Here is a 15,399-nt window from a genome sequence, read left to right on the forward strand (position 1 = left end):
TCCTCCCTACGCGCGGTAGTGCAGTTCTGCCTGTCGGCGCAGATATTCCAGCCCGGGCGCGATCGCCATGGCCCAGGCCGTCAGGATCTCATCGTCGCACTGCGGATCTCGCTCACTCACCGCGTTCAACATCGCTTCGCGCCACAGGGCAAAGAATCGCGGGGGGAGGTGGAGGCCGTCGTCGCTTTGCTCCCGCGCCAGGCGCTCGAGAAAATCAGGCACGATTAACGCGCCGTCCACCGCAAGCATGGCGAAGAAACTCTTAAACAGGGTCTGCTGACCCTCCCGATCCGGCAGACGAGAAAAATGCGCTTCCGTTTCGGGTGACATATGGACGAAGGCGTCATAGAACGTCTGAAAAAAAGCGGTTTTTTCATTATTCGGAAAGACGCGGTTCAGGCTGGATTCAAACAGATCGCGATAAAACTTCACGGCGTCCTCCTTATGGTGCTTTCGCCTGGCAGACACTGCCCGACAGGCGTGTACTCCTCTGCCAGACGGCGTGAAAAATAGCTCTCTTTCTTCGACCGACGAACGTCAAACAGCGGCCCGGCATTGTGTTTAAAGAAAAGGGCTTCCAGAACCGTGGCATTGGTTGAGAGGGTTAAGGCAGCGTTGGTATCGCCCGTGGCTTCCTGACGGCCTTCGTACCAGCCTTTCTGCGGATCGTTAAGGTGTTTTGTGACCGTCATCAGCACGTCGGTGTACGGAGTGTCCCACAGGGCCCACAGGGCAAAAACCGCCTTGGTCGATACCTGCGCGAAACGGGTGTAGTCCCGGCCATCGTCTCCGACCGAGTTCCAGGCATAGCCATTTCCCCAGACCGTATCCTGGATATGCCAGGGCGCCTGAGAGAGCGAGAAATCTGCTCTGGCCGTCAGGATCTTATCGGTCTCCCAGCGGCTCTTCTGGCTCAGCCAGACGTTTTCGGCCTGCTTGCGCAGGTGCTTTTGCCGATCGGCCGCAACGCCTTCGGGCTCCCAGCCAAACTCCAGACCCGGCAGCATATAGGGAAGGGTGGTAATCAGGGAGGGCTGCCACGTGGTGCGCGGATCCCGGGCATCAACGGCCAGACGCCGCTGGGCGATGATGACGTGGTGCGCCGGGGGCGTAAACGCTTTCTCCGGGGAAAACCCCCACAGCTGAAACGCCGTCGCGGCATATTCGCTCTCGCCCAGGCGCAGCTCCTCGCGCACCACCGGCTGGCCGTTTTGCAGGGAAGATGACCACAGTTCGCCTTCGCCGTCGATGACCGGGCAGAAATTCCAGCGCAGGATGATTTTATCGAGGTATTCGCTGTACTGCGGTTCCCGCTCTGCGGTGAGGCGCAGGGCGAGCATCAGACGCGCCATATCGCGCGCGGACCAGCCGTTTTTGCTGGGCTTGCCGCTAAAATCGACGGGCGTCGCCGTCTGGCTGGAATAGAGTCGGCCCGGCGTCCGGGCATCGGTCAGCATCAGACGCTTAAGGGTGCCCATGATACGGGTTAAGCGAGCGTCATACTCGGCATCATCAATTAGCCCCAGCTCTTTTGCCGCCAGCAGGGCAATAAGCGTATCGCCCATTTGCCAGAGCGTGACGCGAGGCTGTTTGTCGCTCCCGTTGACCAGGCCCGTTTGCGGCTGGGTATTATTGACGAAATAGCGCCAGGCGATCGCCGCCCACGTCTGCTCCTCCGGCGTCAGGGCGGCAATACGCGCACTGGAGTGCCAGCCGCCGTGGATGAGCCAGCGCCAGCCTGCGCCCTGATGGCCAAACAGGGCAAAGATGATCGCGCCTGCGAGGAGTAATCCCGCGAGCCCTCTGGCTAAGGTTTTAAGCATTGCGCAGTCACCGGAGGCAGTTTAACGGGCTCGTCCGCGCTGCATGACGCGCACTGACAGGCCTGACAGGCGGGTTTGGTACGCTGCGTGACGCCGGTCCGGTCGCACCAGCTTTTTACGGCCGGTGTGCTGGTCAGGAACGGGCGACTGCGCAGCGCGTTGTTCTCTTCAAACTGATCGAGCAGCTTTTGATTCCACAGCGACGGCGCAAAATCCTTGCTCTTCGGGTTGTCGGTGTTGAAGGCCAGCAGTTTTCCCTCTTTTTTGAACAACAGGGCCTCCAGCATGATGCCGTTATTGTTCGCGGTGAACTCTTTGATCGGGCCGTCACCGTTTTCATACAGCCCTTCGTAGTAGCCTTTTCCCTCTTCGTTGGCATTCTCAATGGTATTCAGCAGGCGGTCGGTATAAGGGGAGTTCCACAGCACCCACATGCCCAGCGCCGCCTTCAGCGATATCGCGGCAGCGTTAGGGACGAACTGGCCCTTATCGGTAATGGTGTTCCAGTTGTATCCGTCGCTGAAGACGGTGTCATAGACGAAGTAAGGCGCCTTATCGAGCTGGTGCTCGGAGCGCGCGGTGAGGACGCCGGTAATGGTATAGCGGTTCTCCTGAGCCTGATAAACGCGGTCAGCAAAGTTTTTCATCCACGTCAGGGAGTAGTCGCGCGGGGCGTTATCCCGATCGGTCGGTTTATCAAAGCCGAACTCCAGCCCGTAGAGCAGGTAGGATTCCGTCACCACGTAGTTATGCTGCGACGTGTTGCGCGGATCGCGCGTATCGTACGGGACCAGCACGCAGTAGATTTCGGCCAGCTCGTAAGGCTGCGGACGGCTGGCTTTACAGGTATTAAACCCCCACAGCTGGAACCCGGCCGCGCCGTACTCTTCATAGCCCAGCCGACCTTCCTGAACATATTTCGGCTGGCCGTTCTCCAGATAGGCCCCGTACAGCGTGCCGCAGGGGTCGATCGCGTGGCTGAAATCCCAGCCGAGCACCACGTTATCAATGCTGTTGCCGTATTCCGGATAACGCTCTTTGATGATTTTCAGCCAGACCAGCATTCGCCCGATATCCAGCGCCGAGAAGCCAATTTCGCCGGGCTTGTTGGTGTAGTCCACTTTCTGGCCACTGATGGTGTTATAGGCTTTGTTGGGGAGCTCGTTGCGGAACAGTACCAGGGTGTTTAAAGTGGCGAGGAATTTCAGCATCCGGCGGTCAAATTCCGCTTTATCAATGATTCCCAGCTCGCGCGCCGCCGTCAGGGCGGCCAGATAGGAGGCGCTGTCCCACATGGTGGTGGAGGGATATTTGTTGACCGCATTCACCAGGCCCGTCGTGGGCTGATAGTTGGAGACGAAATACTGCCAGGCGTTTTTCGCGATGGTCATCTCCCGGGCGGTCAGCTCGCCGCTGCGCGGGGAGTAACCTGATGCAGGCAGCTCGGTATCCGCACGCACGGTCGATAACGCCAGCCAGCAGATCGTTATTCCCGTGAGCAGGTGAAAAAGGATCGGGGATCGTGGCTTCATGGCGTTGCTCCTGCTGAGGGGGAAGTGTAGAGGCAGGCCAGACAGAGCATCTGGCCATGCGCGATGTAAGACAGACTTTCCAGCACAATGGCATTGGTATCGGCGTCTACGACGGCATTGACGCTGTTGTTGAGATTTAACCCGCGCTGCCAGCCTTTACCCGGCACCTGAAGGGCCAGAACCTGCTGGCGCAGCGCTTCGCTCCAGCTGTTGCGGAACAGGGCGTACCAGGCAAATGCGGTGCGGGTGGAGGTAATCGCCACTTTCTCCGGCACCTCGTCGCGCAGGTTGCGCGCCTGAACCGGCTGCCTGTCCGGCAGATCGTTGACGTAATCCGGCGCCGGTTCGGCATAATCCGTGCTGACCGGCGGTTTTGGGCTGCGCAGGCTATGGCGCCGCTGCTGGATCTGCATAATCCGCCACGCAATTTCAGCGCTCTGCGCATCAAAGCCAAGCTCAAGACCGGTTAACAGATAGGGGAGACTGATCAGGGAGGTTTGCTTGCCCCATGGCGTGCGAAGCCCTTCATCCGGCACCATCACGCCATCCAGATCGATCATCTTTTGCCCTTCAGGCGGGTTGGTCACCGCGAGGCCTGCCGCGCTGTCAATCAGGCGCAGCGTATGGCTGGCATAGAGACGGTAGCCAAAGCTGTCCCGCTGTTCGTCATCAGTCAGCGTCCAGTGATGGAGCGGAACGGCCGCCTGACTTTGAACGTTATTTTCAATCAGTGCGCCGGTGTTCCAGAGACTAAACAGATCGTGGATAGCCGCCGCGTGCTGAGGATAGCGCCACAGGAGGGTCTGAAGCGCCGTCAGCAGGCGGCTCAGCCCAATTGCCGAGGCGTCGGGTTTGCCGAGGATCTTCAGGGTGTCAGCATGGTAATACGCGGCAGGGAGGCCTTGCTTGTTGAGCGGTAACTGCCCCAGCGTGAACAGGGCCGTGCCGACCCTCTCGTCGAATTCATCGGCGGAAATAATGTTGAGCTGCTCTGCGGCAGCGGTCGCAAACAGGTAGCTCCCTACGCTCCAGAGGCTCAGCCACGGCTCACCGTCGCTGGCGTTCGCCAGCCCGTTTGGCTGGGTATTATTCACGTAGTATTGCCAGGCGACCCGCGCCCAGATGGCTTCGTCATAGGTCAGCGCGCGTTTCGCAGGCAGCGGCGGGAAGTCTTTACTGAGCGCGATGCCGCCGCTGCTTTCCACGCGCGTGGGCATCTGTTTCTCCACCCAGACCACAATGGCAAAGCCGATCAGGAAGCCGAGCAAAATGGTGAGGTAGCTGCGCGCGGGCTGCAGGGCATCACGTATCCTCATTGGGTGACCTCGTCCTCTTCAGCGGGCGTCCACATGGCCGCGAAAATCAGCGGCAGCATGGCGGCGATGTTCACCCCTCCCCAGAAAATATTGATGACGTAGCCGGAGGGGTCGTCTACCTGTCCACGCGCCACCTGGATACCGCCCCAGATAAGCCCTGCGAGGGTCAGCACCACGATGGCAATCTGCGGCTTCACCAGGTAGAGAAAACGGCCCGTCTGCCGCTCTTTTGGCGTGACGTGAAATTTGATCTGCTCGCCCCGCAGCACCGTATTGAGCGCGCGCAGGTTCATGGAAAAGAAGGAGAGATAAGAGGCCCTGCCGTCCCAGGCCGAGATCCCCCAGGTGCCAAACATAAAGGCCAGTTCAGAGAAAATAAAAAACGGGAGAAAATGCAGATAGAACGGCGTCGACCAGGCGGACACCGGCGGAATGCCGGTGAACAGATAGATAATGGGCGAAATCAAAAACACCGTGTTCCACACGCAGGCCATATACGACCAGAAGGTGGTGGCATACATCAGCGTCTGGGGGAGGGAAAGCCTGAAGCGGCGACGGCTGAAGATGTTGTCATGGAACAAAATATCCAGCGAGCCGGCGGCGTACTTAAAACGCTGGATCATCCAGGTCAGCATATCCTGCGGAGAGAGCATCTTCGACTCCACCCGCGGATGCATAACCGAGCGCCAGCGTCGTGCGGCGTCACCGTGCAGCAGCACCGAGGTGTAAATATCTTCCGAGACGTGGAATTTGTAGGGGGTAAGCTCGGTGTCAAACGCCACGTGCGGACGCATTGCATTCTGCAGCGCGTCCCGCGTTTCGTCATCGCGGATGTCGCGGGTATGTCGATGGATCTCCTCTTCGACGGACCAGACATAGCTTCTCAGCGCGGCCTGCATGACCGCCTCACGACGGTGAATGGACGCCGCACCGCAGCAGAAAGCCGCGTTCGCCCAGTTGCGCCGCCGCAGGATCACGTCATAGAACATGCGCGGATCGTTAAAAAACGGGTCGCGGCCTATCGTGACCGGGCCAACACACTTTTGAATCAGCCAGCCCAGACCGTAGCCCACTTTTCCGGCTTTTCGCTGGCCCCAGCGCGACAGGTTTTCTCCTTCCGGAAGATCGAAGAACCACTGCGGCGTCTGTACCCAGGCCACGTCCGGATCGCGAAAATAACCCAGCGTATGGCTGAGCAGGGTGGGAAATACGCGGGTATCGGCGTCGCAGATAACAATAAAATCGCCGTCGGTTTGCTCAAGGCCGTTGCGCAGGTTGCCGGCCTTAAAGCCGATGTTGGTCTGGCGAGTAATATAGTTAACGCCTTCCTCTTCACAGACGGCTTTCATCTCCGGGCGGCGACCGTCATCAAGCACGTGGATGCGGTAGTCAATCGGGAACGGGTACGCCATCTTCAGGGCATCGCGAATGGATAGCCTGACCAGCTCGGTGTCTTCCGAGTAGGTGGCAATGAACAAATCCACTTTTACAGGACGAGGTTCTACGGCCTCCTCAGGCGACAGACATTCGTTAATTTCGCCGGGCGGCGGACTCTGAGGAGGATCCTGTTCTTTCCACAAATTGATGGTAAACAGCACGGTGCCAATCCACGCCAGGGTTTCGGCGAGGACCAGCGGAATGGCATACCATAATGCGTCAGTATTCAGGGAGGCGGTCCAGCGCCAGTAAATATAATTGGCACCCAGAATAAGCGCCGCGACCGCTAACACCTGCCAGGTCATCATTACCCAACGCGGTGTTGTTAACGGCTCCGGAGGACGACGATGTTCAAAACGGGAAAAATAAAAATCCATAGTTCCGGCGTTCCTGATTCCGTGAAAATGCAGACCCATTCTGCTGCGCAGACAGTTGCCCAAAAGCGAAAGAAAATAGCGATTAAACAAGATTTAAGATAAGTGTAGAACGCCGAATAAAAGTGTCCAGCCACGTTTTTATTAATATTTAGCGGTGGTTAATTCAGCTTAAATTCTGCTTAATGATGTTTCATCGGCCGTCGATTAATTGCGGTTACTATTCCTTTAGGCTATCTACTTTATTTAGACCTTAATTTTCGTTTTCAGGCAAAGGACACCCTATGAGCCATGTTGCGCCGTCGGTAGCGCAAGAAGATGATGCTAAATCAACAGCATGGCGTTATGCCGTAGCAGGTGCACGGGACCTGAGAATTGACTTTATGCGCGGCATAGCCCTCGTCATGATGGTCGTGGCGCATACGGAGGTCATGTCGGTATTTAATATATTCTCCTGGGAACGTTTTGGGCTAACAACCGGTGCAGAAGGCTTTGTCATTCTCTCGGGGTTTATGCTTGGCATGCTGAATCGCGCGCGACTGCAAAAAGTGGTTTTACTCACGGTTTCCTGGGGGCTTTATCTCAGGGCGTGGAAAATATATCGCGTAAATATCATTATCATAGTGTCATTTATTCTGCTGGCCTATATCCCACATATTAATGTGTTCGAGGTCACCCATTTTACCGACCGTTTTTCGGGTCAAAGTTGGTCGCTTTATCCTGTTACGCCGCAAATTAAAGAGACCTGGTTCAACATTATTCTCTATTTGCAGATCGGCCCCCATCAGACGCAGATTCTTGGGCTGTATATCTTCTTGCTGCTACTCAGCCCGCTATTTTTGGGGATGCTGCAGAAAGGGAAAGTCTGGTGGCTGCTGGGGCTGTCGCTGCTGGTGTACAGCCTGTGGCAATGGTGGCCGCTTCGGCTGACGCCATCGGAGTTCGAATTTGCCTTTCCACTGCTCGCCTGGCAGTTCATCTTTGTGCTGGGGATGGCCAGCGGCTGGTATAAAGCCGAACTGCTCTCTTTCGCCCGGACGCCGCCGGGAAAAGGGGTCGCGATCGCGCTGGTGCTGGTGGCGCTCATTCTGGGGTTTGTTGCCCAGAACCATACCAACCCGTTTATGCCGCCCGCGCTTCTCATGCACGTCATCCCGCCTGACAGCTTCAATACGTTTTATCACACCTGGGCGGCGAAGAACGGGCTGGGCCCGGTGAGGGTGCTAAACGATATCGCCCTGATGGTTACCGTCTACCTGGTGCTGACGTATTGCTGGACGCCGCTCAACCGCCTGCTGGGATGGTTCCTGATCCCGCTAGGCCAGCACTCGCTCTATACCTTTATTTTGCATGTGTACGTGGTGCTGCTGGTGAGCCAGTTCATCACCTTCGATTTATGGCGTCACGCCTGGATAGAGAACACGTTAGTGCATGCGGCGGCACTGGGTATTTTGTGGCTGATGGCAAAATACGACGTCGGCGCACGCTGGATACCTAACTAAGGATGGCGGTTATGCGCGAAAAATGGCTTCTGGCGGGCGTGCTGCTCGCCGCGATCCCCGCCGCAGAGGCGGCACAAAATAGTGATAAAGAAACCCTGCGCGATAAGAACGGTGAACCCGTTCAGGCAGGCGTTTTTACCAGCCGGTGGGGGCGTTTGTTCTCGGGAAATGACAAGAAATTTTCAGGCGCTCTGAGCTTCAGTTCGGGGCTGAAAGAGCAGCTGGTGAGCGTGCCTAATAGCTCTGACAGCGCCGCGCAGGAGAAAAAAATAAACCAGACGCTCAACCTTAGTCTGCAGTATTCCCCGTACAGCTTCTGGTTTGCCAACATTACCTCCCGGTTGCCGGTCAGAGATACCACCCGCTATACCGCCGATTTTCGCTACAGCTTCGGCTATGACGACTGGCACGCCAATACGTTCAGCCTGGTTTACGGTAACTACGGTGAAAACCACTTCTGGACGTCTGGCAGCCGGAGACATACCTATTTCGAACAGGGCGCCTTTACGCTTGCCTATAAGTTTTCACTACCGAAACCGGTTGAAAACACGCTCCTGATTAATAAAGGGGATTCCATCATTTGCCAGGTCGGGTACAGCTGGGTGCCGCGCTACTACGACCTCAGCAGCGATGACATCCGCAAAAATAAAAACGTCATGCTCGGCGGCTGCGGCTACACCTTTAAACAACATTTCTTCGTTCGCGCAACTGCGTTCTGGTTCCCGGACAGCAGCCAGCAGCAACCCTGGAACGGCGATTACAGCTACAGCTTCGGCTACGCGGGCTATACGCCGGGATCGTTCTCTGTCCAGTACGCAAACTATGCGGGGACGCGCTATCCGGGGCACGGCAACGGTAACGCAAAATTCAGGGAAGGGACCGTGAGCCTCATCTGGTTCTTACCGCTATAGGAGGGATACATGTCGGCGCTGCACGTGTTAATCGTTGAAGATTCGCTGATTTATCGTCGGTTACTCTCCCGGATGCTCACCCAGTGGGGGTATCTCGTGAGCGAGGCGGAAAATGGTGTTGCTGCGCTGGAAATCTTGTCCAGCCAGCCAGTCAGCATGGTGATAAGCGACTGGGAAATGCCGGAAATGGACGGGCTGATGCTGTGTCAGACCATCCGCAACCGTCAGTTTGGCCGCTATGTGTATATCATCCTGTTGACGGCCCGCGAGAATGCCGGGGACGTGACGCAGGGGTTTGATGCCGGGGCGGATGATTTTTTGAGTAAGCCCGTTGAACAGGCTGAACTCCGGGCGCGGCTTCACGCCGGGGTTCGTATTTTGACGCTGGAGGCGACCCTCGCGGCGCACAACAAGCGCCTGAGTGAAGCCTTGCATCAGATTGAAAAAGATCTTGAACTGGCGGCACGCGTTCAGCACTCGGTGCTGCCTTCACACCGCTTACGCTACGGCGACTACTTCTCCGACTGGCTTTTCTTACCGTCAGCCTGGGTCTCGGGCGATGTGTTCAATATCTTTCCGCTGGATTCCCATCTGGGATTTTATTGCGTTGATGTCTCGGGTCACGGCGTGGGGGCCGCGATGATGTCCCTCGCGGTGGCTCGCCAGTTTTTACATGGCCGGGTGGTGGACCGCTTCCTGTTTACCGATGAGGGCGGCATTCAGTCACCCGCGGAGGTTGTCAGGATGTTGAACAGCCGCTTTTGCAGTGAAGAGAGCGACATCACCAGTTATTTCACGCTCATTTACGGCGTGATCGATCCAGAAAGCGGGCAGGGATTGTTGTGCCAGGCAGGGCATCCTACTCCCGTCATTGTGAACGCAGACAGCGCTGTCACGTCCGTGGGCGATGGCGGCCCGCCGGTCGGCCTGATCCCAGACCTGAGCTGGGAGGATGTCGCGTTTACCCTCAATCCGGGGGATCGCTTATGCTTATTCAGTGACGGTATTACGGAGTGCGAGAACGTCAGCGGCGAGCAGTTTGGCCCGCAGCGTCTCGAACGCTGGCTTCATGAGCATGCCCGGCTCCCGGTTGACCAGCTCCTGCCGCGGTTTGGTGACCACCTGACTGGCTGGCGCAATGCAAATCGTGATGAACCGATCGCCTTAACCGACGACGTGTCACTGCTCGTGATTGAACGTCAGGGAGAACAGAATGATTATTAACACCGAGCGACTACCGCATGCCAACATTCTCACGCCCGCGGTCCGGCGGCTGGATGCCTCCGTTGCCGCGACGTTTAAAGCGTCCGTGACGGAGGAAATTGGCAGCGATCGTAAAGCCTTAATCGTCGACTTTAGCAAAGTGGATTTTATCGACAGCAGCGGGCTGGGGATGCTGGTGTCGTTGTTCAAGTTGATGAACGGAAAAGGCGAAATGGCGCTGTGCTCCCTGAACCCCGGGATCATGAACATGTTCACCCTGACCCGAATGGATCGCATCTTCCGCATCTATCCGGATAAACATAGCGCGCTTGCGCAGCTGGGGCAGTAGATGCAGAGGCCGGAGCAGGCTGAATTTCCGGCGGCGATCGCGTCCCTGACGCCGCTGTCCGGCTGGCTTGGCGACAGGTTGAGCGCGCTTCCCGTCGATGATGAGTGGCGTTTCGCCTTCGATCTCGCCGCCTGTGAAGTGGCGACGAACATCATCCGCTACGCGCTTCACGAGGATAACTCGCGCCTCTTTCGCGTCCAGTTCGATGTCCGTGGCAATGACGTCTGCGTTGTTTTTAGCGACGCGGGTGACGCGTTCCCGCACGAGCGGCTTGAGGCCGCCAGGCGAGACCGCTTCTGCGAAATGTCGCCGCTGCTGGAGAGCGGCAGGGGGCTGATGCTCATTTTGCTGAGCGTCGATCGTTTCACTGTGGAACGCGTGGCGGGTGAAAATATCGCCACGCTTGAGAAGAAAATCAGCGTATGACCCGCAGGTCATACGCGCGTGATTTTATTTCGTGTTGTCAGCAAACAGTGTCGGCGCCCATGGACGTGGATCCACCTCCATAAACGGCGCGCGCTCGAAGCGGTCCTTCAGTGCCCACGGCACCGTGCAGTCGAAGATCGTCTTGCAGGAAATGCCGTTGCCGCGAATCGAGGTGCTGTAATCCGGCGACTGGGACGGATCGAGCTGGTGGCCGCGGATCCCCGGAATATTGGTGATGCTGACATCGCCCTGCATGCGCGTCGTCATCGCCCACAGGATGTCGTCGCTGTCGAAAATATCCACGTCTTCGTCGACCAGAATAATGTTTTTCAGCTCCGAGTAGGTGGCTAAGGCGATAAGCGCCGCCTGGCCCTGACGCCCTTCGTCTGACGGCTGGCGTTTTTTCACCTGCAGTATCCCGAGGAACTTACCGCCGCCCGCGGTATGGGCATAGACGTTTTGCAGGAAGCCCGGAATTGCCTCCTCAACGGCATTGCGGATGCTGGCCTCGGTCGGCAATCCGGCCAGCGTGGTATGTTCTTCCCCCGGTCCCACCAGCGTCTGCAGGATGGCGTGGTTTCGCATGGTCACGGCTTTCACTTTGATCACCGGCAGGGAGGGATTCGCCTCGCCGCAGTAGCCCGGGAACTCCGGCATCGCGTGGCCGGTGTTGGTGTGCTGATCCTCTCTCACGCGCACGCCCGGAAGCAGTTCACCTTCGATGATGATTTCCGCCCGCGCGATGGCTTTCTCTTTGACCGCCACGCCCTGCACCAGCTCAACCGGCTGCTGGCGCAGCGCCCCGGCGACGCCCAGCTCGTTATAGCCAAACGGCGTGGTTGGGGCCTCAAAGCACGCGCCGATATAGATGGCGGGATCGAGACCCATGTTGATCGTCACCGGCAGCGGCTTTCCGGCATCCTCCGCCTTTTTGCGGAACACTTCGATATGTCGCCCGGCGGCAAGGAACATGGAAAGCTCGTCGCGCTCCTGCACGCAGAGGCGGTGAATGGTGACATCCGTCAGCGAGCTGTCTTCCGGATCGCTTGCCAGCACCAGCCCCAGACAGAAGAACGGACCCGCATCAATCGGCGTGTTGGTTGGGGCCGGAAGCAGCTTGCGAAGGTCGAAGTCAGGATCGTCAGCGTAGAAGACCTGCTCCTGACAGGGGGCCTGCGAGGCCGGGACGACAACCGGCGCAACCGGTTTTTTGACTGCCTGGCCGACGTGTTTTGCCAGTTCAGAGGGCTCGCAGCCCAGAAGGAGCGCCGCGCGCTCGCGGCTGGCGTGCATGCCCACCAGGATGCGGGAGTGCGGATAGCCCTTAATGCTGTTGAACATCATGGCCGGGCCCGTACGGGTTGGACGTTTGACCGTGCCACCCGCGCCGATATGGCGATAGACGCCCGCCAGCTCCGCATTGGGATCGACCGGATGATCGGTTTCGATATACTGCCCTTCGTGGCGCTGCAGTAAGGCGATGGCGCTGCGGAGATCGTTAATCTTGTGTTCCATATTTTCCTCCCTCGGTTGAATACCTCCATTTTTATGGCAATGACCAATAGCATCAATTGCATCATTACTGTTAAATTGATAAGTAAATTTATATCAATTCAGGAAGTCGTCTCGTGCAGTTTCGTCAGATGCGCCACTTCATCGTCGTGGCCGAAGAGCTCCATATGCACCGGGCCGCCGAGCGTCTGAACATGGCGCAACCGGCGCTGAGCCAGCAGATAAAGGCGCTGGAAGAACGTTTAGGCGTCACGCTTTTCAGCCGTGCGAATCGCCGCTTAACCCTGACGCCCGCGGGCGAAGCGTTCCTGGTAAAAGCCAGGCTTGCCATCTCGTTAACCGAGCAGGCGGTGCTGGACGCCAGACAGACGGCAAGGGGCGAGCAGGGCGTGTTAAACCTCGGGTGCGTGTCGAGCGCGATGTTCGACGGCAGGCTACCCGCCGCGCTTCGCCAGATGCATAGCCGCTGGCCGGCCATTACCATGTCGCTGATGACGGGAAACGTGCAGACGCTCTACGCCGCCGTGCAGAGCAACCAGCTGGATGTGGCCATCATCCGCGCGCCGCTGCCGTCGCTGCCGGACGATCTGCAAAGCCGCCCGTTCGCCTCGGAGAAAACGGTGCTGGCGCTCTATCGTCAGCATCCGCTGGCCGGGTCCGCCGCACTGACGCTCTCGTCGGTGAAAGACGAAAAATGGATCTCCCTGCGCGACCCGGAAGGAATGGGGCTGGAACAGTATTTCTATGACGCCTGCAGCGGGGCGGGCTTTCAGCCGGACGTGGTGCAAAACGCGACCGACGTGCCCACGGTGATAAGCCTGGTATCGGCAGGGTTTGGTCTGGCGCTGCTGCCCGCGTCGGCAAAGGCGGTGAGCGTCGAGAACGTCGTCTACGTGGACATCCTCGACCGGTTGCGGGAGAGCGAACTCACCCTGGTTTGCCACCGGATTATACGCTCAGAAGTGCTTAAAAAGTTTCTGGTTACCCTCGATCACACCTGACGTCCGGCGGCCCGCAGCAGTTGCTCGCGCAGCCAGGCATTCGCCGGATCCTGGCTGTTTTTCGGGTGCCAGTACATGTTGATGGTAATCGGCTGGAGCGGCAGCGGCGGTGGAAAAATATCCAGCGTGCTGGCGAACCGTCGCAGCATCCGTTCCGGCAGGGTACAGACCAGGTCGGTACCGGCAACCAGCGGCGGCGCCATGGCGTAGCTCTGGGTGGACATGGCGACGTGTCGCTGATAGCCCAGCCCGGCAAGAGTTTGGTCGACAAAGCCGGTAAACGGATCTCCCACTGACGACACCACCAGATGGGAAAGCGCGCAGTAGCTTTCCAGATCTAACGGACCTGTTCCGCGCGGATGGCCTTTACGCTGGGCGGTGGCAAACGCGTCGTCGAGGAGTTTGCGCCTCACCCAGCCGTCATGAGCGCCCGCGCTCACGCCGATGTAGATGTCCACATCTCCGTTTTCCAGCTGCTGCGGCAGGTCAGCCATCTCCGGCAGGGCGAAGCGCAGGCGGATGCCGGGTGCGTCGGTGCCCACCTGGTTAAGCAGCCCGGTGCCGAGCATCAGCGCCGGGTTCTCATGCAGCGCGATAACAAAGGTGCGGCTGCTGGTTTGCGCATCAAATGCCGTGGGGGCAAACATCGCGCTGATGCCGCGCAGTACGTTCGCCACCTGCGGCCTGAGCGCTTCCGCTCGCGGCGTGGGAAGCACCCCGCGTCCATGCGGGGAGGGAATGAACAGCGGTTCGCCAAACAGCGTGCGCAGACGGGCGAGACGGGCAGACAGCGCGGGTTGGCTGATGCCCAGCCGAGCGGCCGCATGGGTGATGTTCCTGTCCTGAAGCAGGGCGTCCAGCGTCAGGAGCAGGGCTATGTCCATGTCAGATATCCGCGTCATCGCTCTATTTCGCGCCGCTGGCGTCCCGGTTGGTATAGGTGACAGGGACCCAGGCATAACCGCCTTTCTCGCCTTTCGTCACATAGCCGATGCCCGGGAAAGGCAGGTGCGGGGCGGCAACCAGGTCCTTGTTTTTCACAAAGTCAGCGAACGCATACTCGCGTACGCTTGCCGCTTTGTTCTGATCTTCATCATAGGTGATGGTCACCGCAGGCTGCGGGAACTGAACCGCCGCGGCATGAATGATGTCGCCGACAAAGGTGATCTTCTCGCCTTTACTCGTTAGCGTGTAGAAGGCTGAACCCGGCGTATGGCCGGGATGAACCGTGCCGGTCAGACCCGGGAGAATCTCCGATGTGCCGCTAAACGGCACCACTTTCCCCGCGTCAAGATAGGGCTTCAAGGTCTTCTGCGCGACGTCAAAGTAGTTCTTGCCGTAGCCGGTTTTCTTCTGATTGTCGTCGTTAAAGAAAAAGTCGATATCCGGTTTGCCAACGAAAACGCGCGCGTTGCTGAACACCACCTTGCCATCTTTCACCAGGCCACCGGCATGATCGGAGTGAGCGTGAGTCAGCAGGACTTCAGTGATGTCCTCGGGTTTTATCCCCTGCGTGGCGAGGCTTTCAACCAGACGTCCGCCGGTATCAGGACCAAAGAGCTGGCCAGAGCCGGTATCCACCAGGATTTTATGTCCGGGTATCGCAATCAGGAACGCGTTGATGGAGACCTCAGCCGGGTTGGTCTGGACGTTTTTCGCGAGCAGTGCATCAATGTTTTGCGGCGTAGTCCGGCGCAGCAGCTTGTGCAGATCCTGCGCGACGGTCCCGTCGGTAAACGAGGTGACCAGGACGTCCCCAACCTGAACGCTGTATCCGCCCGCCGGTTGTTTAACGACGTGCTGGGGCGTCTCTGCCGAGGCCTGGATCGCAGGGTAGAAAAGCAGTGAACTGGAAATCAGCGTGGAAAGAGCAAGTTTTTTCACGGTAAGCATACGAGTCTCCTTTGAAAGTGCTCATCTTACTGCTCCGTAAAATTATAAGAACCTGCCCAGAAATGATAGGACCTATAAACGGGATGGATAGTCAACCGAAGGGCCGGGAAGGCGGGCAAT

Annotated in this window: 14 protein-coding genes; 6 read left to right on the forward strand and 8 right to left on the reverse strand. The window is 58.1% G+C overall.

Features of this window, described 5'->3' with window-relative positions; all coding sequences use genetic code 11:
* Positions 1–6 precede the first annotated feature (6 nt).
* The 5 genes from BMW97_RS02500 to BMW97_RS02520 are packed head-to-tail and all read right to left on the reverse strand — an operon-like array spanning position 7 to position 6,485.
* Complete coding sequence (locus BMW97_RS02500) at positions 7–432, reverse strand: globin family protein (protein WP_024909518.1); 426 nt, start codon at positions 430–432, stop codon at positions 7–9.
* Complete coding sequence (locus BMW97_RS02505; protein ID WP_090392510.1) at positions 429–1,823, reverse strand: DUF3131 domain-containing protein; 1,395 nt, start codon at positions 1,821–1,823, stop codon at positions 429–431. Before BMW97_RS02505 ends, BMW97_RS02500 begins: the two co-directional genes overlap by 4 nt.
* A complete protein-coding gene (locus tag BMW97_RS02510) occupies positions 1,808–3,355 on the reverse strand; it encodes a DUF3131 domain-containing protein (protein ID WP_045910595.1) in 1,548 nt (515 codons plus the stop codon). The genes BMW97_RS02505 and BMW97_RS02510 overlap by 16 nt, the downstream gene beginning before the upstream one ends.
* Positions 3,352–4,671, reverse strand: a complete 1,320-nt coding sequence (locus BMW97_RS02515) for a DUF3131 domain-containing protein (protein WP_090392512.1) — start codon at positions 4,669–4,671, stop codon at positions 3,352–3,354. Before BMW97_RS02515 ends, BMW97_RS02510 begins: the two co-directional genes overlap by 4 nt.
* Positions 4,668–6,485 (reverse strand): glycosyltransferase family 2 protein, encoded by a 1,818-nt coding sequence (locus BMW97_RS02520; protein ID WP_045910593.1) that lies wholly within the window; start codon positions 6,483–6,485, stop codon positions 4,668–4,670. Before BMW97_RS02520 ends, BMW97_RS02515 begins: the two co-directional genes overlap by 4 nt.
* 281 nt (positions 6,486–6,766) lie before the next feature.
* On the opposite strand from BMW97_RS02520, the gene opgC reads away from it, so the two are divergent.
* The 5 genes from opgC to BMW97_RS02545 are packed head-to-tail and all read left to right on the forward strand — an operon-like array spanning position 6,767 to position 10,873.
* Positions 6,767–7,984, forward strand: coding sequence for an OpgC domain-containing protein (gene opgC, locus BMW97_RS02525; RefSeq protein ID WP_045910592.1), 1,218 nt, complete (start codon positions 6,767–6,769; stop codon positions 7,982–7,984).
* An 11-nt stretch (positions 7,985–7,995) separates the two neighbouring features.
* Positions 7,996–8,895 (forward strand): hypothetical protein, encoded by a 900-nt coding sequence (locus BMW97_RS02530; RefSeq protein WP_045910591.1) that lies wholly within the window; start codon positions 7,996–7,998, stop codon positions 8,893–8,895.
* Between the two features lie 9 nt (positions 8,896–8,904).
* Positions 8,905–10,119 carry a PP2C family protein-serine/threonine phosphatase gene (locus BMW97_RS02535; protein ID WP_045910590.1) on the forward strand — a complete coding sequence of 405 codons (1,215 nt, stop codon included), beginning with the start codon at positions 8,905–8,907 and terminating at the stop codon, positions 10,117–10,119.
* Entirely contained in the window at positions 10,109–10,447 is a 339-nt protein-coding gene (locus BMW97_RS02540; protein WP_024908544.1) for an STAS domain-containing protein, read from the forward strand. Before BMW97_RS02535 ends, BMW97_RS02540 begins: the two co-directional genes overlap by 11 nt.
* Positions 10,448–10,873, forward strand: a complete 426-nt coding sequence (locus BMW97_RS02545; RefSeq protein ID WP_045910589.1) for an ATP-binding protein — start codon at positions 10,448–10,450, stop codon at positions 10,871–10,873. It begins immediately after the preceding gene.
* Between the two features lie 24 nt (positions 10,874–10,897).
* Here the strand turns inward: BMW97_RS02545 and BMW97_RS02550 are convergent, their stop codons facing one another.
* Complete coding sequence (locus BMW97_RS02550; protein ID WP_045910588.1) at positions 10,898–12,388, reverse strand: UbiD family decarboxylase; 1,491 nt, start codon at positions 12,386–12,388, stop codon at positions 10,898–10,900.
* A gap of 113 nt (positions 12,389–12,501) precedes the next feature.
* Here BMW97_RS02550 and BMW97_RS02555 point away from each other — a divergent pair, with 113 nt between their 5' ends.
* Positions 12,502–13,386, forward strand: coding sequence for a LysR substrate-binding domain-containing protein (locus BMW97_RS02555; protein WP_008501665.1), 885 nt, complete (start codon positions 12,502–12,504; stop codon positions 13,384–13,386).
* Here the strand turns inward: BMW97_RS02555 and BMW97_RS02560 are convergent.
* Both BMW97_RS02560 and BMW97_RS02565 read right to left on the reverse strand, forming a co-directional pair.
* Entirely contained in the window at positions 13,377–14,288 is a 912-nt protein-coding gene (locus BMW97_RS02560; RefSeq protein ID WP_045910587.1) for a LysR family transcriptional regulator, read from the reverse strand. The two genes, BMW97_RS02555 and BMW97_RS02560, sit on opposite strands and share 10 nt — an antisense overlap.
* A gap of 4 nt (positions 14,289–14,292) precedes the next feature.
* Positions 14,293–15,279 carry an MBL fold metallo-hydrolase gene (locus tag BMW97_RS02565; protein WP_090392514.1) on the reverse strand — a complete coding sequence of 329 codons (987 nt, stop codon included), beginning with the start codon at positions 15,277–15,279 and terminating at the stop codon, positions 14,293–14,295.
* Positions 15,280–15,399: the final 120 nt, after the last annotated feature.

Source organism: Enterobacter sp. NFIX58, from assembly GCF_900110475.1.
Classification (GTDB): Bacteria; Pseudomonadota; Gammaproteobacteria; order Enterobacterales; family Enterobacteriaceae; genus Enterobacter; species Enterobacter quasiroggenkampii.